Raw genomic sequence first — 17,655 nt, forward strand, 5'->3', positions numbered from 1 at the left:
TTACAGCACGTAAACTCCGCTTCTTCGCTCGACTTCGCCTTGCCTGGCTCTAGCTCGCGAGTCTTTGAACAGGTTCTATGACTTCAGGACTGAATCGTCTCCTCTGTCGATTCGTGGGGCGGCGCATCGGGCATCAGCTCCAATACCGTGGGGCTGGTGCGCAGCATGGGCGTGAAGTGCGCAGCGTCGCCGCTGACCAGATCGCTGACATGGCGCAGCCGGTAAAAGGTGTAGGCGGCCAGCAGGCCGAGGGTGCAGGCGAAGTACAGCGGCAGTGCGCTGGCACCCAGCTGCTCCATCAGCAGGCCGGCCAATAGCGGCCCGCACACCGAGCCGATGCCATTGACCATCAGCAAGCTGGCGGAGCCGGAAAGAATCTCGTCGCTGTGCAACTGGTCGATCAGTTGCGCGACGGCGATGGGGTAGATGGCGAAGGCCAGGCCGCCCCAGATAAAGATCGCGCCGAGCAGCAACGGGCCGGCTGGCAGCAGGCTCATGATCAGCGCCAGGGCGACTGCCAGTATCACCACCCAGAGGAGTACCTGGCGCCGGTCGTGGCGATCCGAGTAGATACCGATGGGCCATTGCAGCAGGGCGCCACCGAGAATGGTTGCGGTCATCAGCAGACCGACGCCGGACGTATCGAAGCCGGCCAGGCTGGCGTAGACCGGCGCCATGCCCCAGAAGCCGCCCATGGCAAGGCCGGAGAGGCCGGCGGCGATTATCGCCAGCGGCGCAATATTCCATAGTTGGCGCAGGTTGCTCGGCGGTGTCTCGGGCAGGCTCGGCTGTGCCTGACGGGTGAGGGTAATGGGCATCAACGCGGCGCTGATGAGGATGGCGGCGATGGCGAACAGGGTGAACTGCACCGGGTCGGCCAGGTGCAGCAGTTGCTGGGCCAGCGCCAGGGCGCCGAGGTTGACCGCCATGTACACGGCGAACACCTGACCGCGCTTCTCGTTGGGTGCCTGGGCGTTGAGCCAGCTCTCGATGACCATGTACAGCGTCACCAGTCCCAGACCATAGAGCACCCGCAGGCCCAGCCAGACCCAGGGATTTATCAGCAGCAGATGGAGCAGGGCAGCGATGGCAGCCAGGGCGGCACAACAGGCGAACACGCGAATGTGCCCGATGCGTTTGACCAGCGGAGTCGCCAGCCAGGTACCGAGGAGGAACCCGACGAAATACCCGGACATGATCAGTCCGAGCATCGTGGTGGAGTAGCCTTCGGCGACGCCACGCAGGGTCAGGAGGGTGTTGAGCAGACCATTGCCAAGCAGGAGTAACGCGACCCCGCTCAGCAATGAACTGATGGGGGCAATCAGGGACCACATGCAAACTACCCTAGGGAACTGTGCCCCTGATAGCAAGCATGAAGTACGCCATGTTTTTTGCGTTTCGTTTTTATCTGTTTGATTTTTAACAGTTATTTTTGCTGATGAACGGTCGTGCAATTTTCTGGCGGCAAGCGTTGCCCCATCATGGTGCCTCGTTCACGATTTGCAGAGGTGCCAGCGGCTGCTCCGACTCTTGCAGCGTGCGGTTGATGCGTACGATGAAATGGTTGATTTCCTCGCGATCACGCTGCTCGCTCAGATGGCGCTCGGCGGTGTCGCGCACACTGCGTGCATGGCGCAGCAGATCGGCGCGTTGCTCGCGGCTGGCAGGACGATGCAGCAGGTTCTTGAAGGCCTGCAGCAGGCTGACCAGTACACAGACATCGGTGGCGCCGTAGGCGCGTATCGGCCCCAGCAGTTGCAGCAGCAATTGGTCCAGCGACAGTTCCTGGTAGCACAGCCGTGGTGGCTCGTCGGGCAGGCTGGCGAAGTCTCGCTCGGACAGCGCCAGGCGCCGACTCAGCAGCACGCTGAGCAGATCCACCGTCTTGATCGCCGTGCCCGGATCGTTGATGCCGGGGCTCAGTGCCTTCACGGCGATCTCCGACATCTGCCGGCAACCGAAGAAGTAATGGGTGCTGGCGTACTCTTCAATGAAGAAATCGAAGCAATCGAGCAGTTGCTGGCAGACGGCTTCATCCAGCGGACGTTCCAGGCGAAACAGCGGATGGCCCTCGCTAACGAAGAAACCGCGATGGGCGAGTACCGTCATCCGTACCTGATGGCGCTGCAGCAGCGTGTTGACCTCTTTGACGTTGAGCTCCTTGAAGTAGCCGTTGCGCTGCGCGTGAACGGTGATCCACTCACTGTCATCCGGCCACTGGGGCGCGGCGTCGCGCGAAGCTGGACTGCCGCCGCAGGCATCGAGCTTTTCCAGGCTGGTGTTGTAGAGGTTGCCAAGGATGTGCTCGACCTGAATCGACTGCGAAATCGAGCGGATGAAGTGCACGAACAGGCCCAGGCAGACGATGCCCAGGGCCAGGGTTATGAGCACGCCGAGGCTGGGTATCCGCTCATTGTTGCCCTGCTCGATGGTGGTGATCAGCAGCAGCGCGTAGAGGATGGTGCCGAGGTAGAAGCCCAGGGTTTTCTGGTGCCCCTTGTCGCTGACCAGGCCGGGAATCACCCGTGGTGACAGCGATGCGGCTGCGTTGTTGAGCACCACCATGACCATCGAGAAACTGAACACCATCAGTGACAGAATACCCGTGACCAGCGTGCCGAGAATCAGCCTGGCATTGTCTGCATTGCTTACCAGGCCGAGATCGACGTGATCCTTGAACGCCATCATCCACGGCTGGTACTCGGCAGCCATGGTCAGCAGGCACAGCAGGAAGAAGCCGCTGGCGATCAGCGTCGGGTAGAACGCCAGGCTGTGGATGATGCGCTGGTAGGCACGAAAGAGGATGTTGCTGGGTACGGCCATTGGCGAATCCGTCGTGAATGGCGATGACCGCACTATAGCTGTGAAGCTGGCAGGCGGCGGTCTCTAAGACCAGCCGCCTGCTGACTCAGTTCACGCAGACCCGAGCGATGGCGTCGGCCAACTGGTCCAGCCGGCTGGCATCCAGGCCGGCGACGTTGGCGCGGCCGCTGCCGACCATGTACACGCTGAACTCCTCGCGCAGGCGTTGCACCTGCAGCGGCGACAAGCCGGTGTAGGAGAACATGCCGCGTTGCTCGGCGATATGCGCGAAGCGCTCGCTCAGACCGTGCGGTGCCAGCGCCTCGACCAGGCCGCGGCGCAGGCTGGCGACGCGCAGGCGCATGCTTTCCAGCTCGTCCAGCCACAGCGCCTTGAGTTCTTCGTCGCCGAGAATCTGCGCCACCACGGCGGCGCCATGGGCCGGCGGCGTCGACCACAGGTTGCGGGCGATGGAGGCCAGCTGACTGCGGATGTCGACGAGCTTTTCGGCGTCGCCGGCGCAGACGATCAGGGCACCGGTGCGCTCGCGATACAGGCCGAAGTTCTTCGAGCAGGAACTGGTGATCAGCAGCTCCGGCAGTTCGGCGGCGAACAGGCGCACGGCCCAGGCATCTTCTTCCAGGCCATCACCGAAGCCCTGGTAAGCGAAGTCGATCAGTGGCAGCAGCTCACGCGCCTTGACCACCTCCAGCACGCGCTTCCAATCGCGCGGAGTGAGGTCGAAGCCGGTGGGGTTGTGGCAGCAGGCATGCAGCAGCACCACGTCACCCTTGGGCAGGTGGGTGAGGGCGGCAATCATGGCTTCCACGTCGAGGCGATTGTCGGCGCCGACGTAGGGGTAGTGACCGACCTTGAGCCCGGCTTCGGCGAACAGGGTTTCATGGATCGGCCAGGTCGGATCGCTCAGCCAGATACCACGCCCCGGCAGGCAGTGACGAATGAAATCACCCGCCAGACGCAGGGCGCCGGTGCCGCCCGGTGTTTGCGTTGCGCCGGCGCGCTGCTCGGCGAGCAGTGCCGAGTCAGCGCCCAGCACCAACTGGCTCAGGAGCGTGCCGAACGCGGCGTCGCCATGGCCGCCGATGTAGGTCTTGGTTTGCTCTACATCGATCAGGCGCTGCTCGGCCAGCTTCACTGCGCGCGGGATCGGCGTCAGGCTCTGGGCGTCCTTGTACACGCCGACGCCGAGATCCAGGCGCGCCGGATTGCTGTCGAGGCGATAGGCTTCCATCAGGCTGAGGATAGGGTCGCCCGGCACGCGGACGATCTGGGCGAAATGGCTCACTTGCGGCCCTCGGCGCTGGCAGCCAGCACATCGGTGCGCGCGGCCATGATGAAGTCGTTGCGGTGCAGGCCGCGCATCTCGTGGCTCCACCAGGTGACGGTGACCTTGCCCCATTCGGTGAGCAGTGCCGGATGGTGACCAACCTCTTCGGCGATGGCGCCCACGGCGTTGGTGAAGGCCAGGGCATGGCGGAAGTTCTTGAACAGGTACACGCGCTCCAGCTCCATATGGTCGCCGCGTACCTCGATGTTCCAGTCGGGGATCTCGCGGATCAGCTCGGCCAGTTCTTCATCGGTCACTTTCGGCGCATCGGCGCGGCAGGCTTCGCATTGGGCTTGGGCAAGGCTCATTGGGGTTCTCCTGGGTAAACAATGTAATGACAGTAGTTGATCATCGAGTGTAGGAGCCGCGCCCTCGCGGCGAATCGCGGGGGCAACGCCGATAAGGGAGTCAGGCCACAATCGTTTCGCGCCGGGGGCGGCGCTCCTACAGGGCGATGCATCGCACCAAGGTGTAGGAGTCGCGCCCTCGCGGCGAATCGAGCGGGCAACGCCGATGATGGAGTAAGGCCGTAATCGTTTCGCGCCGGGGCGGCGCTCCTACGGGATGTTGGATTGCACCATCGTGTAGGAGCCGCGCCCTCGCGGCGAATCGAGAGGGCAACGCCATTCGTGCGTAATGGGACGTCACGGTCTACGCGGCTTTCGGCGGAAACTTCGGCGCGTGTAGGCCCAGCGCCATGGCCTGATGCACCAGCGCCATGATGTCTTCCTGAGCCAGCTCGAACAGGCGCTTGAGCTCGGGCAGGACGAAGTACACCGGCTGCAGGATATCGATGCGATACGGCGTGCGCATCGCTTCCAGTGCATCGAAGGGCTGGTGTTCGGGCACGTCGGACAGCGCGTAGAGGGTTTCCTTCGGCGAGGAGAGGATGCCGCCACCGTAGATGCGCCGGCCGGCCGGGGTGTCGAGCAGGCCGAACTCGATGGTCAGCCAGTACAGCCGCGCCAGGTAGACGCGCTGCTCTTTCGTGGCCTTGAGACCGAGCTTGCCGTAGGTGTGGGTGAATTCGGCGAACCAGGGATTGGTCAGCAGCGGGCAGTGGCCGAAGATCTCGTGGAAGATGTCCGGTTCCTGCAGATAGTCCAGCTCCTCGGGCTTGCGGATGAAGGTGGCGACGGGAAACTGCTTGCTGGCCAGCAACTCGAAGAAGGTCTGGAAGGGGATCAGCGCCGGCACTCGTGCCACGCGCCAGCCAGTGGTGGATTCGAGCACACGGTTGATCTCGCCAAGCTGCGGAATGCGCTCCAGCGGCAGGCCGAGCTGTTCTATACCGTCCAGGTATTCCTGGCAGGCGCGGTTCTGAATCACGTCCAGCTGGCGAGTGATCAGGGTGTTCCACACCTGATGTTCGCTTTCCGGATAATGGATAAAGCCACTCTCGTCCGGTTCCCGTGCCAGGTACTGCGTACTCTTCATCGCTGCCTCCTTCAGGGGGCTGTTGTTCTTGTCTTGACCCGAGCATGCCGGCGATTGCTCGAGTTGAAAGCAGGCTGATGAGAGGCGGTGCCTTGCACAGCGCCCAGAAACTGTAAAATTTTGATTACGATTTTGTTGGAATGGCGAATATCCAGCTTGCTGGTTGGTTTTACTGTCACATATTCTTGACGAAAATTATGCCGCCATCGTCGATTTCTGTGACCGGCGGTGGCCACAACAATAAGACCAAGACGCTATTCACGGCCTCGCGAGCTAGAGCGATACAAGGCGAAAACAAGAGAGGAGCGGCCGGGGTCGCGGGCGACTGTACTTTTGTACATGAGCATTCCGAGCTTGTTTTTAACGCAGTAGCGCCGACGCGCAGCAGGCCGTGGATGGCGTCTAACAAGAGCCTGAGCCATGCGTATCAAAGTCCACTGCCAGAACCGTGTCGGCATCCTGCGTGACATCCTCAACCTGCTGGTCGACTACGGCATCAACGTCGCCCGTGGCGAAGTCGGGGGCGAGCAGGGCAACGCCATCTACCTGCACTGCCCGAATCTGATCAACCTGCAGTTCCAGTCGCTGAGGCCGAAGTTCGAGGCCATTGCCGGCGTATTTGGCGTCAAGCGTGTGGGGTTGATGCCCAGCGAACGGCGTCACCTGGAACTCAATGCGCTTCTCGGTGCGCTGGATTTCCCTGTGCTGTCCATCGACATGGGCGGCAGCATAGTCGCCGCCAACCGCAGTGCCGCGCAGTTGCTCGGTGTGCGCGTCGACGAGGTGCCGGGCATGGCGCTGTCGCGCTACGCCGAGGACTTCGACCTGCCGGAGCTGGTGCGCGCCAACAAGACGCGGATCAACGGGCTGCGGGTGAAGATCAAGGGCGATGTGTTCCTCGCCGATATCGCCCCGCTGCAGAATGAACACGACGACAGCGAGGCGCTGGCTGGCGCGGTGCTGACCCTGCACCGCGCCGACCGCGTCGGTGAACGTATCTATCACGTGCGCAAGCAGGAGCTGCGTGGCTTCGACTCGATCTTCCAGAGCTCCAAGGTGATGGCGGCGGTGGTCAAGGAAGCGCGGCGCATGGCGCCGCTGGATGCGCCGCTGCTGATCGAGGGTGAAACCGGCACCGGCAAGGAATTGCTGGCGCGAGCCTGTCACCTGGCCAGCCCGCGTGGGCAATCGCCGTTCATGGCACTCAACTGCGCCGGCCTGCCCGAGTCCATGGCCGAGACCGAGCTGTTCGGCTACGGCCCCGGCGCCTTCGAAGGCGCGCGCCCGGAAGGCAAGCTTGGCCTGCTGGAGCTGACTGCTGGCGGCACGCTGTTTCTCGACGGCGTCGGCGAGATGAGCCCGCGTCTGCAGGCCAAGCTGCTGCGCTTTCTGCAGGATGGTTGCTTCCGCCGTGTGGGCAGCGACGAGGAGGTGTACCTGGACGTGCGGGTGATCTGCGCCACGCAGGTCGACCTGTCCGAACTCTGCGCCCATGGCGAGTTTCGCCAGGATCTCTACCACCGCCTCAATGTGCTCAGCCTGCACATCCCACCGCTGCGTGAATGCCTCGACGGTCTGGCGCCGCTGGTCGAGCACTTTCTCGATTCCGCCAGCCGGCAGATCGGCTGCGCGCTGCCGAAACTGGCGCCGCAGGCCTTCGAGCGCATGGCCCATTACCATTGGCCGGGCAACGTGCGGCAGCTGGAGAACGTGCTGTTCCAGGCGGTTTCGCTGTGTGACGGTGGCACGGTAAAGGCCGAGCATATCCGCTTGCCGGACTATGGCGCGCCGCAGCCGTTGGGCGAGTTCTCGGTGGAAGGCAGCCTCGACGATATTCTCGGCCGCTTCGAGAAGGCGGTGCTGGAGCGGCTGTTCCGCGATCATCCCAGCAGCCGCCAGTTGGGCAAGCGCCTCGGTGTTTCCCATACCACCATCGCCAACAAGCTACGGCAGCACGGGTTGGGGAAGGACTAGGCGTAGGGTGCGCCGCGCGCACCAATGCTCCGCTGGCCGTGGCTGATGCCTGCAATTTTCGGTGCGCACAGCGCACCCTACGGTTTTCAACGACCGCCGCGCCAGGCCGCAACCACGCGCTCGCGCATCGCCCGGCGGTCCTGCAGGCGCTCGATCAGTTGCTCGGCCAGGTCGAGCCAGTAGGGATCGGCCTTGGCCTGAACCACCGCAAGCCCGGAAGCGAGATTGGCCCATGCCGGAGGCAGGCGGCCGTGGCGCAGGGCGAAGCCACCATCACGGTCACGCGCCAGATAGCGTACGCGGGTGATGCCGGCCAGCAGGATACGGCCGTAGCACATCAGGCAGGGTTCGAGGCTGACGTAGAGGGTCAGATCTCGGCGGTCGACCTGCGCATGTTCGCTTTCGAGCTGGTCGAGCACCCGCATCTCGGCGTGGGCGGCGCTAGCATAGGCAGGGGCGAACACCTGATTTCGACCGTTGCACAGCAGTTCACCTGCGCCATCCACCAGCAAGGCGCCGACCGCATAACAGCCTTCCTCGACTGCCAGCAGGGCCTGTTCGCAACAGAGCCTGGCCCAGGTGTCATCGGCATGAGTGCTGGCTGGCGCCTGCTGCAACAGGGCGAGGTGTTCCGGGTGCATGCGTACCTCCAAGGCCAAAAAGGCGTCGCGGGAGTATGGCCTGCCATGTGACTGGCGCCCTACGACCTTGGTGCAATAGGCAGGGCAGGGGGCTGCGGCGACACTGAGTACGTCCCGATCATCCTGCGTGATTTGGGTGCAAGCGTTTCCGCATTCCTTTCGAGGAATGCCTTGAATGGGCGGGCGACCAATTTGGTCGCCCTTTTTTTGCCCGGAATTTTACCTGGCGCTACACACCCTGGTTCAGCCGGTCGATCAGCGCGCGCACACTGCCCGGCAGCGCATCCAGCTCGCGCACCAGCATGCTGCGTTCACGCACCGCCCAGGCCTCGTCCAGCTGCAGGATGGCCAGCTGCATGGTGCGGCTGTGCCGGCGTGCGGCCGACTCGGGAATGATGCCGATGCCGACGCCGCCTTCGATCATTCGGCAGATCGCCTCGAAGCTCGATACCTGGATACGCAGGGCCAGGTTGCCGCCGAGTTTCTCCACCTGTTCACGCAAAAAACTCAGCAGCGTGCTGCCCTCGTGCAGGCCGATATGCTGATAGGCGAGGGTGTCGTTGAAACTCACCGATTGCCGCTTCGCCAGGGCATGGCCCAGCGGCACCGCCAGCACCAGGCGGTCGGTGCTGAAGTGCAGTACCTGCAGCCCCGGCGCCTGTACGGGGCCGGCGATGATACCGAGATCCGCCGCGCCATCGAGTACGCCACGGACGATATCGCGGCTGAGGCGCTCCTGCAGGTCGACGGTGACGCCGGGGCGCTCGGCGAGAAAACCGGCCAGCACCTCGGGGAGAAATTCGGTCACTGCCGTGGTGTTGGCGAAGATGCGGATATGCCCGGCGGCGTCGGTGCCGTATTCGGTGAATTCGCTTTTCAGGTAATCCACCTGGCGCATGATCAGCCGCGCATGCTGCAGCAGGCGCTGGCCGGCCGGGGTCAGCTCGACGCCACGGCTGTCGCGGTACAGCAGGCGGCTGCCGAGCTGGCTTTCCAGTGCTTTGATCCGCGCGCTGGCGGCGGCCGGCGAGAGAAACGCCTTGCGCGCGCCCTGGGTCAGGCTGGGCGACTCGGCGATATGGATGAACAGGCGCAGGTCGGGCAGATCGAAATGCATGGTGGCCATTTCCTGAGGTCATTCGTAGGAGCCCGCTTGCGGGCGATCACTGGCGATCTGTAAAGCATCGCCCGCAAGCGGGCTCCTACAGGATTGGTGTTAAGCATATCCGAACGCTGGTTTAAATAAATGCGGATTCTCTGAACGCATGCAGCATCGCATGCTCCAGCTCACACAAGAACCGAGCTGGAACCTGCCCCATGAGTGATTCTGCTTTTTCCGCCTGGATCGGTCGTAGCGAAGAAGCCCACGACCAACTCAGCCGCAATCTGGTCAAGCGCATCGCCGCCACCTTCGGTGAAGCCACGCCGGCCCATGGCGAGGCGCTGCCGCCGCTGTGGCACTGGGCGTTTTTTCAGGAACCCATTGCCGAGAGTGGCCTGGGCGAGGACGGTCATCCGGCGCGCGGAGGCTTCCTGCCGCCGGCCGACAACCGCAACCGCATGTGGGCCGGCGGCCGTATCGAGTTCATCCAGCCACTGCGGGTGGGCGGCGAAGCCAGCCGGGTATCGACCATCAAGCACATCGAGGAAAAGCACGGCCGCACCGGCGCGCTGCTGTTCGTCACGGTGCAGCACGACTACCTGCAGGACGGCCAACTGGCCATCCGCGAAGAGCAGGACATCGTCTACCGCGAGCCCAGCCCGCCCAAGGCCAGCAGTGGCGAGCCGCTGGTCGCCGGCGATTGGCGCGAGGCGGTCACTCCGTCCAGCACGCTGCTGTTTCGCTACAGCGCCGTGACCTTCAACGGCCACCGCATCCACTACGACTGGCCCTACGTCACAGAAACCGAAGGCTACGGTGGCCTGGTGGTACACGGCCCGCTGATCGCCACCCTGAACCTGCGCGCTTTCTGCCGCGCCAACCCGCAGGCGCGCCTGCGTCATTTTGCCTATCGCGGCCTGCGCCCGCTGATCGCGCCGCAGCCGTTCGAGGTGGGTGGGCGCATCAGCGGCGAGGGCCAGGCCGAGCTGTGGGCGGGTAACGAGGTCGGCCTGGCGCAGCGCGCCGACGTGCAATTCGACTGATTAGTAGGGCGAACCGGGATGCTGATTTCGTAGGGCGGCCTCAGGAGCCTAAGCGAACAGCCCGCCGAACCATGCCAATACCGGCACCGCACCTAAGGCTCAGCTTTCTAACGGCGTACTGCTTCGCGAGTACGCCCTACATCGTTACCGGGCAGTGCCACGCCCACATGATTTCGAGGAAGACCGATGGACTACAACAATAACGAAGAACTCAATGCGATCCGTGAAGGCGTGCGCGCGCTCTGTGCGGAGTTCCCGGCCGAATACTGGCGCAAGATCGATGAGGAGAAGGGCTTCCCGGAAGCCTTCGTCACGGCCATGACCGAGGCTGGCTGGCTGTCGGCGATGATCCCGGAAGAATACGGCGGCTCGGGTCTGGGCCTGGCCGAGGCGTCGGTGATCCTCGAGGAGGTCAACCACTGCGGCGGCAACTCCGGCACCATCCACGGGCAGATGTACAACATGTTCACCCTGCTGCGTAACGGCAGCGAGGAGCAGAAGCGCCACTACCTGCCCAAGCTGGCCAGCGGCGAGCTGCGTCTGCAGTCGATGGGCGTCACCGAGCCGACCACCGGCACCGACACCACCAAGATCAAGACCACCGCCGTGCGCCAAGGCGACAAGTACGTGATCAACGGGCAGAAGGTGTGGATCTCGCGCGTGCAGCATTCCGATCTGATGATCCTGCTGGCGCGCACCACGCCACTAGCCGAGGTGCAGCGCAAGTCTGAAGGCATGTCGATCTTCCTGGTCGACCTGCGCGAGGCCATCAGCAACGGCCTGACCGTGCAGCCGATCGCCAACATGGTCAACCACGAGACCAACGAGCTGTTCTTCGACAACCTGGAGATTCCCGCCAGCAGCCTGATCGGCGAAGAGGGCAAGGGTTTCCGCTACATCCTCGACGGCCTCAATGCCGAGCGCACGCTGATCGCTGCCGAGTGCATCGGTGACGGTCGCTGGTTCATCGAGAAGTCCGCGCAGTACGCCCGCGACCGCGTGGTGTTCGGTCGGCCCATCGGCCAGAACCAGGGCGTGCAGTTCCCCATCGCCGAGGCGCACATCGAGATCGAGGCCGCCGACCTGATGCGCTGGCGCGCCTGCGAGGAATACGACGCCGGGCGCAACGCCGGGGCGGCGGCGAACATGGCCAAGTACCTGGCGGCCAAGGCCAGCTGGGAGGCGGCCAACGCCTGCCTGCAGACCCACGGCGGCTTCGGTTTCGCCAACGAATACGACGTCGAGCGCAAGTTCCGCGAAACGCGCCTGTACCAGGTGGCGCCGATCTCGACCAACCTGATCCTGAGCTACGTGGCCGAGCACCTGCTCGAGCTGCCACGCAGTTTCTGAGGCCGCGACCATGAGCAAACATACTCAACAACTGGCCGCGTTCCTTGCCGAACTGTCCTACGAGCAGATTCCCGAGCACGTGCTGGACCGCACCGAAGATCTGTTCCTCGACTGGCTCGGTTCGGCCCTGGCCAGCGAAGGCGCACGGCCGATCCCGCTGTTCGAGGCCTATGCGCAGAAGATGGGCCCGGCCGATGGCCCCGCGCGCATCCTGGTCAATGGCCGCGGCACCTCGGCGTACTTCGCCGCTCTGGTCAACGGTGCCTCCTCGCACCTGGTGGAGCAGGACGATCTGCACAACAGCTCGGTGCTGCACCCGGCCACCGTGGTCTTCCCGGCCGCTTTGGCGGCGGCGCAGGACCTGGGCAAGTCCGGCCGCGAACTGCTGCTGGCCTCGGTGGCCGGCTACGAGGCGGGCATTCGCATCGGCGAATTCCTTGGCCGCTCGCACTACCGCATCTTCCACACCACGGCCACGGTGGGCACCTTGGCCGCTGCTGTGGCGGTGGGCAAGCTGCTGGACTTCGACCAGCAGCAGTTCGTGCACCTGCTCGGCAATGCCGGTACCCAGGCTGCAGGCTTGTGGGAATTCCTGCGCGACGCCGCCGACTCCAAACAACTGCATACCGCCAAGGCCGCGGCTGATGGCCTGCTGGCCGCCTACTTTACCGAGCAGGGCCTGACCGGCGCGCAGAACATCCTCGAAGGCGAGCAGGGCATGGCCGCCGGCATGTCCCGCGATGCCGACCCAAGCAAGCTGTCGGACCGTCTCGGCCGGCGCTGGGCGCTGGTGGAGACTTCGTTCAAGTTCCACGCCTCCTGCCGCCATACCCATCCGGCGGCTGACGCGCTGCTCGACCTGATGCAGCGCGAAGGTCTGCGCCACGAGCAGATCGAGCGCGTCATCGCCCGCGTGCATCAGGGCGCCATCGATGTGCTCGGCCGCGTGACCGTGCCGCAGACCGTGCACCAGGCCAAGTTCTCCATGGGCACGGTGCTCGGCCTGATCGCCGTGCATGGCAGCGCGCAACTGACCGAGTTCGCCAACCTGGCGCTGCAGGACCCGGCCGTGGCCGCCTTCCGCGACAAGGTGCAGATGCGTCTGGACCCGGAGGTGGATGTGGCTTACCCGCAGCGCTGGCTGGGCCGCGTCGAGGTAATCACCACCGAGGGTCGCACCCTGCGTGGCGCCATCGACGAGCCCAAGGGCGACCCCGGCAACACCCTCAGCCGCGCCGAGCTGGAAGACAAGTTCCGTCGCCTGCTGGCTTTCGCCGGCCAGCGCAGCAGCGATGAGGCCGGCGTGCTGATCGAGCGGGTCTGGCGCCTGCGCGAAACCGACGACCTGAGCCAGTTGGCCTGACCGAGGACATGGACATGAACAACGCACAACAACCACGGCCACTGGATGGCATCACCGTGGTCAGCCTGGAGCACGCCATCGCCGCGCCGTTCTGCACCCGCCAGCTCGCCGACCTCGGCGCGCGGGTGATCAAGGTCGAGCGTCCCGGCAGTGGCGATTTCGCTCGCGGCTATGACGAGCGCGTCAGCGGTCTGGCCTCGCATTTCGTCTGGACCAACCGCTCCAAGGAAAGCCTGACCCTCGACCTCAAGCAGGACGATGCGATGCAGGTGCTCGGCAGCCTGCTGGCCAAGGCCGATGTACTGGTGCAGAACCTTGCACCGGGCGCTGCCGCGCGCATGGGGTTGTCGTTCGAGGCGCTGCACGAGCGCTTCCCGCAACTGATCGTCTGCGACATCTCCGGCTACGGCGAGGGCGGCCCGTACGAGCAGAAGAAGGCCTACGACCTGCTGATCCAGAGCGAGGGCGGCTTTCTCTCCGTCACCGGCGGCGCTGGCGAGGAGGAGATGGCCAAGGCCGGCTGCTCCATCGCCGATATCGCCGCCGGCATGTACGCCTACACCGGCGTGCTCTCAGCACTGATGCTGCGTGGCAAGACCGGTGTCGGCAGCCGCGTTGACGTGTCGATGCTGGAAAGCCTGGTGGAGTGGATGGGCTACCCGCTGTACTACGCCTACGACGGCGCCACGCCGCCGCCGCGCGCTGGCGCCGCGCACTCGACCATCTACCCCTACGGCCCGTTCCCGGCCGGCGACGGCGGCACGGTGATGCTCGGCTTGCAGAACGAGCGCGAATGGCAGGCGTTCTGCGCCAAGGTGCTGGAGCAGCCGGAGCTGGCTGGCGACGAGCGCTTTTCTGCCAACTTCAAGCGCTCGGCCAACCGCAGCGAGCTGCGTGCGCTGATCGTCGAGGCGTTCTCACGCATGAGCTCGGCGCAGGTTATCGAGCGCCTGGAGCAGGCGCAGATCGCCAATGCCCAGGTCAACGACATGGCGGGCGTCTGGGCTCACCCGCAACTCGAAGCGCGTCAGCGTTGGCGCCAGGTCGACAGTCCCAGCGGCAGTCTGCCGGCACTGCTGCCGCCGGGGCGCAACAGCGCCTTCGAGCCGCGCATGGATGCCATCCCGGCGCTGGGCCAGCACACCGATGCGTTGCTCGCCGAGCTGGGCTACGGCGCCGGCGATATCCAGCGCCTGCATCAGCAGGGGGCCGTATGAGCGATTCCGTGATCCGCAGCGCCCTGTTCGTGCCGGCGAGTCGCCCGGAGCGCATCCCCAAGGCGCTCGCCGTCGGTGCCGACGCGGTCATCGTCGACCTCGAAGACGCCGTACAGGAGAGCCTCAAGGTCGAGGCCCGGGCTCATCTCGATGCCTTTCTCACCGCCAATCCAGACGTCCGCCTGCTGGTGCGCATAAACGCCCCGGAGCATGCCGGGCACGGCGCCGATATCGAACTCTGCAGCCGTCATGCCGGTGTCATCGGCGTACTGCTGCCCAAGGTGGAAAGTGCTGCGCAGGTGGCGCGTGTGGCGGCCTGCGGCAAGCCGGTGTGGCCGATCATCGAGAGTGCAGCGGGGCTGCTGGCGCTGGCGGAGATCGCCCACGCTGAAGGCGTCGAGCGCCTGTCCTTCGGCGCCCTCGACCTGGGTCTGGACCTGGGCCTGAGCAGCGGTAGCGCCGCGGCCGAACGCATCCTCGACCAGGCCCGTTATGCCCTGTTGCTGCATTCGCGCACGGCCGGCCTGGCCGCGCCGCTCGACAGCGTATTTCCCGCCATCGAGGACCGCGACGGTCTCGCCCGCACCGCGCGCGATGCCCGCGACATGGGCTTCGACGGTTTGCTCTGCATCCACCCGACCCAGGTGGCGATCGTCCACGACGCCTTGCGCCCGACGGACCAGGAGCTGGCCTGGGCACGCCGGGTGATGGCAGCGGCCAGCAGCGGCGAAGGGGTATTCGTGGTCGACGGCCAGATGGTCGACGCCCCCGTACTCGGTCGCGCTCGTCGTCTGCTGCAACGCGCAGGAGAACCGTAGGAGCCCGCTTGCGGGCGATGCTTCTCAGCAGATCGCCGGCAAGCCGGCTCCTACAAAAAACGGCTGGCTGCCGAGGCAGTCAGCCACCTTGTAACCACGTACCAACCTACAAAAACAATGAGGTAACGTCATGTTCAAACTCACCGCCAAGGCGCTCGCCTGCGCCGCCATCTTCTCTTGTGCCGGCCTTGCCCAGGCTGCTGATGCGCCCATCCTGATCAAGTTCGCCCATGTGGTGGCAGACAACACCCCCAAGGGCCAGGGCGCACTGCTGTTCAAGCAACTGGCCGAAGAGCGCCTGCCAGGCCGGGTGAAGGTGGAGGTCTACCCCAACTCGTCGCTGTTCGGCGATGGCAAGGAGATGGAGGCGCTGCTGCTCGGCGACGTGCAGATGCTGGCGCCGTCGCTGGCCAAGTTCGAGCAGTACGCCAAACCGGTGCAGATCTTCGACCTGCCATTTCTGTTCGACAACATGGAGGCGGTCGATCGCTTCCAGGCCAGCCCCGAGGGGCGTGGATTGCTGACTTCCATGGAGGACAAGAACATCACCGGCCTGGCCTACTGGCACAACGGTCTGAAGGTGATGTCGGCCAACAAGCCGCTGCGCGATCCGTCCGATGCCCGGGGGCTGAAGTTCCGCGTGCAGGCGTCGGCGGTGCTGGAGGAGCAGTTCAAGGCGGTGCGCGCCAACCCGCGCAAGATGAGTTTTGCCGAGGTCTATCAGGGGCTGCAGACCGGCGTGGTCAACGGCACCGAGAACACCTGGTCGAACTACTTCAGCCAGAAGGTGCACGAGGTGCAGAAGTACATGACCGAGTCCGACCATGGCCTGATCGACTACATGGTGATCACCAACACCAAATTCTGGAAGGGTCTGCCGGATGACGTGCGCAGCGAGCTGGAAACCATCATGGCCGAGGTTTCGGTCGAGGTGAACAAGCAGGCTGACGAACTCAACCGCACGGCCAAAGAGGATATTGCCAAGGCTGGCACCACCGAGATCATCGAGCTGACCCCGCAGCAGCGCGCCGAATGGCGTGAGGCGATGCGCCCGGTGTGGCAGAAGTTCGAGAAGGAGATCGGCGCCGAACTTATCCAGGCGGCAGAGAAGTCCAACCAGGGTTGAGTGTTCCCCCTGGCATGAAAACGCCCGGCTTGTGCCGGGCGTTTTCATGTCGAATGAGGGCGTCGCGGCTAAAGCCCCTCCCACATTATTGCGTCAGCCCCTGACCGCGATTGGCTGTTGCAACTCAGCGCAGACCCTAACGCCGCGACGGTGTGACCTCATTACCCGTGTAGGAGCTCCGCCTCGGGGCGAAGCGATTGCAGTCATTGAGTGACTTTAGCGTTGGCAATGGCATTCGTCGCGGGGCGCGACTCCCACGATAAGCATCAACTCCGTGCTTTGGGGCTTAGCCTCTGGGGGCAGGCGATGTGGGACGGCTAAAGTGGTATACCGACGGACCGACGCTATCTTGTGGGAGGGGCTTTAGCCGCGATTTGGCAGCCGAGCCTCAGAGCCCGGCCTCCTGCATCCACTTCGGCTTGGGATAGCGGCGATCGGATTTGCCCGCCTTGAGGATGGCACCCGGCACCTCGTGGCCGATCAGGTCCGGCAGGGTAGCGGCGGCGTCGAGCAGGGCATCGAGGTTTACACCGGTATCCAGGCCCATGCGCTGGAACATGTGCACCAGATCCTCGGTGCAGATATTGCCGCTGGCGCCCGGTGCGTAGGGGCAGCCGCCTAGGCCGCCGAGGGAGGCGTCGAAGCGGTCGATGCCGGCGTTCAGCGCTGCCAGGGCATTGGCCAGGCCCATGCCGCGGGTGTTGTGAAAATGCGCGGTGAATACCGCCTCGGGCCAGCGCTGCAGCGACTCGCGGCAGATGCGCTCGACCTGTGCCGGGTCGGCCATGCCGGTGGTGTCGCACAGGGTCACGCCCTGTACGCCGATCTCCAGCAGACGCTCGGTCAGTTCATATACGCGCGTCTCGGGCACATCGCCCTCGAAGGGGCAGCCGAAGGTGGTCGACAGCGAGGCGTTGATGAATACGCCGCTGCCGCGCGTCACTTCGATGATCTCGGCGAACTGCGCGAGCGATTGCTCCGGCGTCATGCGCAGGTTGGCCAGGCCGTGGGTGTCGCTGGCGGACATCACCAGGTTGATCTCATCCACTTCGCACGACAGCGCGCGCTCACAGCCCCTGACGTTAGGCACCAGTACGGTGTATTCCACGCCTGGCACGCGGGCGATGCCGCGCATCACCTCTTCGGCATCGCGCAGGTTAGGGATAGCTTTGGGCGAGGTGAAGGAGGTGACCTCGACCTTGGCCAGACCGGTGTGGGACAGGCGATCGATCAGGGCGATCTTGTCTTCGGTGGGTACGAAGGACGCTTCGATCTGGAAGCCGTCGCGGGTGGCGACGTCCTGGATATAAAGGCGTTTGCTCATGGTGTGATCCCGGTTGCTCGAGGCGTAGGGTGCGCTGTGCGCACCGGCTTGTAAGGTGTGGATGTCGTGGTGCGCATGGCGCACCCTACGAAGCTGTCGTGGGTGGTGGT

At 64.5% G+C, this 17,655-nt stretch carries 15 protein-coding genes; 7 read left to right on the forward strand and 8 right to left on the reverse strand.

The features are described 5' to 3' along the window. Positions 1-83: 83 nt before the first annotated feature. The 5 genes from BLS08_RS06450 to phhA all read right to left on the reverse strand — a co-directional run bounded on the left by BLS08_RS06450 (position 84) and on the right by phhA (position 5,587). Positions 84-1,334: an MFS transporter gene (locus tag BLS08_RS06450; protein WP_017674875.1), complete on the reverse strand. Its 1,251-nt coding sequence runs from the start codon at positions 1,332-1,334 to the stop codon at positions 84-86. A gap of 145 nt (positions 1,335-1,479) precedes the next feature. Further along, positions 1,480-2,823, reverse strand: a complete 1,344-nt coding sequence (locus tag BLS08_RS06455) for a DUF2254 domain-containing protein (protein ID WP_017674874.1) — start codon at positions 2,821-2,823, stop codon at positions 1,480-1,482. Positions 2,824-2,908: 85 nt separating this feature from the next. After that, entirely contained in the window at positions 2,909-4,108 is a 1,200-nt protein-coding gene (locus BLS08_RS06460; RefSeq protein WP_017674873.1) for an amino acid aminotransferase, read from the reverse strand. Beyond that, positions 4,105-4,458: a 4a-hydroxytetrahydrobiopterin dehydratase gene (locus BLS08_RS06465; RefSeq protein ID WP_017674872.1), complete on the reverse strand. Its 354-nt coding sequence runs from the start codon at positions 4,456-4,458 to the stop codon at positions 4,105-4,107. Before BLS08_RS06465 ends, BLS08_RS06460 begins: the two co-directional genes overlap by 4 nt. Positions 4,459-4,801: 343 nt before the next feature. Further along, a complete protein-coding gene (gene phhA / locus BLS08_RS06470) occupies positions 4,802-5,587 on the reverse strand; it encodes a phenylalanine 4-monooxygenase (protein WP_017674871.1) in 786 nt (261 codons plus the stop codon). 420 nt (positions 5,588-6,007) lie between these two features. Here phhA and BLS08_RS06475 point away from each other — a divergent pair, with 420 nt between their 5' ends. Next, positions 6,008-7,561: a sigma-54-dependent phenylalanine hydroxylase transcriptional regulator PhhR gene (locus tag BLS08_RS06475; protein WP_017674870.1), complete on the forward strand. Its 1,554-nt coding sequence runs from the start codon at positions 6,008-6,010 to the stop codon at positions 7,559-7,561. Positions 7,562-7,647: 86 nt separating this feature from the next. Here the strand turns inward: BLS08_RS06475 and BLS08_RS06480 are convergent, their stop codons facing one another. Together BLS08_RS06480 and BLS08_RS06485 are read right to left on the reverse strand one after the other, a co-directional pair. Next, a complete protein-coding gene (locus BLS08_RS06480; protein ID WP_017674869.1) occupies positions 7,648-8,202 on the reverse strand; it encodes a nucleoside deaminase in 555 nt (184 codons plus the stop codon). Positions 8,203-8,431: 229 nt separating this feature from the next. Further along, complete coding sequence (locus BLS08_RS06485) at positions 8,432-9,319, reverse strand: LysR family transcriptional regulator (RefSeq protein WP_026088375.1); 888 nt, start codon at positions 9,317-9,319, stop codon at positions 8,432-8,434. Between the two features lie 200 nt (positions 9,320-9,519). On the opposite strand from BLS08_RS06485, the gene BLS08_RS06490 reads away from it, so the two are divergent. The 6 genes from BLS08_RS06490 to BLS08_RS06515 all read left to right on the forward strand — a co-directional run bounded on the left by BLS08_RS06490 (position 9,520) and on the right by BLS08_RS06515 (position 16,221). Further along, entirely contained in the window at positions 9,520-10,347 is an 828-nt protein-coding gene (locus tag BLS08_RS06490; protein ID WP_017674867.1) for an HTD2 family dehydratase, read from the forward strand. 186 nt (positions 10,348-10,533) lie between these two features. Next, positions 10,534-11,697, forward strand: a complete 1,164-nt coding sequence (locus BLS08_RS06495) for an acyl-CoA dehydrogenase family protein (RefSeq protein ID WP_017674866.1) — start codon at positions 10,534-10,536, stop codon at positions 11,695-11,697. Positions 11,698-11,707: 10 nt separating this feature from the next. Next, positions 11,708-13,060, forward strand: a complete 1,353-nt coding sequence (locus tag BLS08_RS06500) for an MmgE/PrpD family protein (protein WP_017674865.1) — start codon at positions 11,708-11,710, stop codon at positions 13,058-13,060. A 14-nt stretch (positions 13,061-13,074) separates the two neighbouring features. Further along, positions 13,075-14,277, forward strand: coding sequence for a CaiB/BaiF CoA transferase family protein (locus tag BLS08_RS06505; protein ID WP_017674864.1), 1,203 nt, complete (start codon positions 13,075-13,077; stop codon positions 14,275-14,277). After that, positions 14,274-15,095 carry an HpcH/HpaI aldolase/citrate lyase family protein gene (locus tag BLS08_RS06510; RefSeq protein WP_017674863.1) on the forward strand — a complete coding sequence of 274 codons (822 nt, stop codon included), beginning with the start codon at positions 14,274-14,276 and terminating at the stop codon, positions 15,093-15,095. The genes BLS08_RS06505 and BLS08_RS06510 overlap by 4 nt, the downstream gene beginning before the upstream one ends. Positions 15,096-15,225: 130 nt before the next feature. After that, entirely contained in the window at positions 15,226-16,221 is a 996-nt protein-coding gene (locus BLS08_RS06515) for a TRAP transporter substrate-binding protein (protein WP_017674862.1), read from the forward strand. Between the two features lie 388 nt (positions 16,222-16,609). Here BLS08_RS06515 and BLS08_RS06520 read toward each other — a convergent pair whose 3' ends face one another. Continuing rightward, positions 16,610-17,545 (reverse strand): hydroxymethylglutaryl-CoA lyase, encoded by a 936-nt coding sequence (locus BLS08_RS06520; protein ID WP_017674861.1) that lies wholly within the window; start codon positions 17,543-17,545, stop codon positions 16,610-16,612. Between the last annotated feature and the right edge of the window lie 110 nt (positions 17,546-17,655).

The sequence above is a fragment of the Ectopseudomonas chengduensis genome, assembly GCF_900102635.1.
Taxonomy (GTDB): domain Bacteria; phylum Pseudomonadota; class Gammaproteobacteria; order Pseudomonadales; family Pseudomonadaceae; genus Aquipseudomonas; species Aquipseudomonas chengduensis.

What these genes read in the sequence shown, in the direction of transcription:
- BLS08_RS06505 (WP_017674864.1), top strand. Translation starts at nt 13,075, where the DNA reads ATGAACAACGCACAACAACCACGGCCACTGGATGGCATCACCGTGGTC.
- BLS08_RS06450 (WP_017674875.1), bottom strand. Translation starts at nt 1,334, where the DNA reads ATGTGGTCCCTGATTGCCCCCATCAGTTCATTGCTGAGCGGGGTCGCG.
- BLS08_RS06465 (WP_017674872.1), bottom strand. Translation starts at nt 4,458, where the DNA reads ATGAGCCTTGCCCAAGCCCAATGCGAAGCCTGCCGCGCCGATGCGCCG.
- BLS08_RS06520 (WP_017674861.1), bottom strand. Translation starts at nt 17,545, where the DNA reads ATGAGCAAACGCCTTTATATCCAGGACGTCGCCACCCGCGACGGCTTC.
- BLS08_RS06515 (WP_017674862.1), top strand. Translation starts at nt 15,226, where the DNA reads ATGTTCAAACTCACCGCCAAGGCGCTCGCCTGCGCCGCCATCTTCTCT.
- BLS08_RS06480 (WP_017674869.1), bottom strand. Translation starts at nt 8,202, where the DNA reads ATGCACCCGGAACACCTCGCCCTGTTGCAGCAGGCGCCAGCCAGCACT.
- BLS08_RS06500 (WP_017674865.1), top strand. Translation starts at nt 11,708, where the DNA reads ATGAGCAAACATACTCAACAACTGGCCGCGTTCCTTGCCGAACTGTCC.
- BLS08_RS06510 (WP_017674863.1), top strand. Translation starts at nt 14,274, where the DNA reads ATGAGCGATTCCGTGATCCGCAGCGCCCTGTTCGTGCCGGCGAGTCGC.
- BLS08_RS06485 (WP_026088375.1), bottom strand. Translation starts at nt 9,319, where the DNA reads ATGCATTTCGATCTGCCCGACCTGCGCCTGTTCATCCATATCGCCGAG.
- BLS08_RS06490 (WP_017674867.1), top strand. Translation starts at nt 9,520, where the DNA reads ATGAGTGATTCTGCTTTTTCCGCCTGGATCGGTCGTAGCGAAGAAGCC.
- BLS08_RS06475 (WP_017674870.1), top strand. Translation starts at nt 6,008, where the DNA reads ATGCGTATCAAAGTCCACTGCCAGAACCGTGTCGGCATCCTGCGTGAC.
- phhA (WP_017674871.1), bottom strand. Translation starts at nt 5,587, where the DNA reads ATGAAGAGTACGCAGTACCTGGCACGGGAACCGGACGAGAGTGGCTTT.
- BLS08_RS06455 (WP_017674874.1), bottom strand. Translation starts at nt 2,823, where the DNA reads ATGGCCGTACCCAGCAACATCCTCTTTCGTGCCTACCAGCGCATCATC.
- BLS08_RS06495 (WP_017674866.1), top strand. Translation starts at nt 10,534, where the DNA reads ATGGACTACAACAATAACGAAGAACTCAATGCGATCCGTGAAGGCGTG.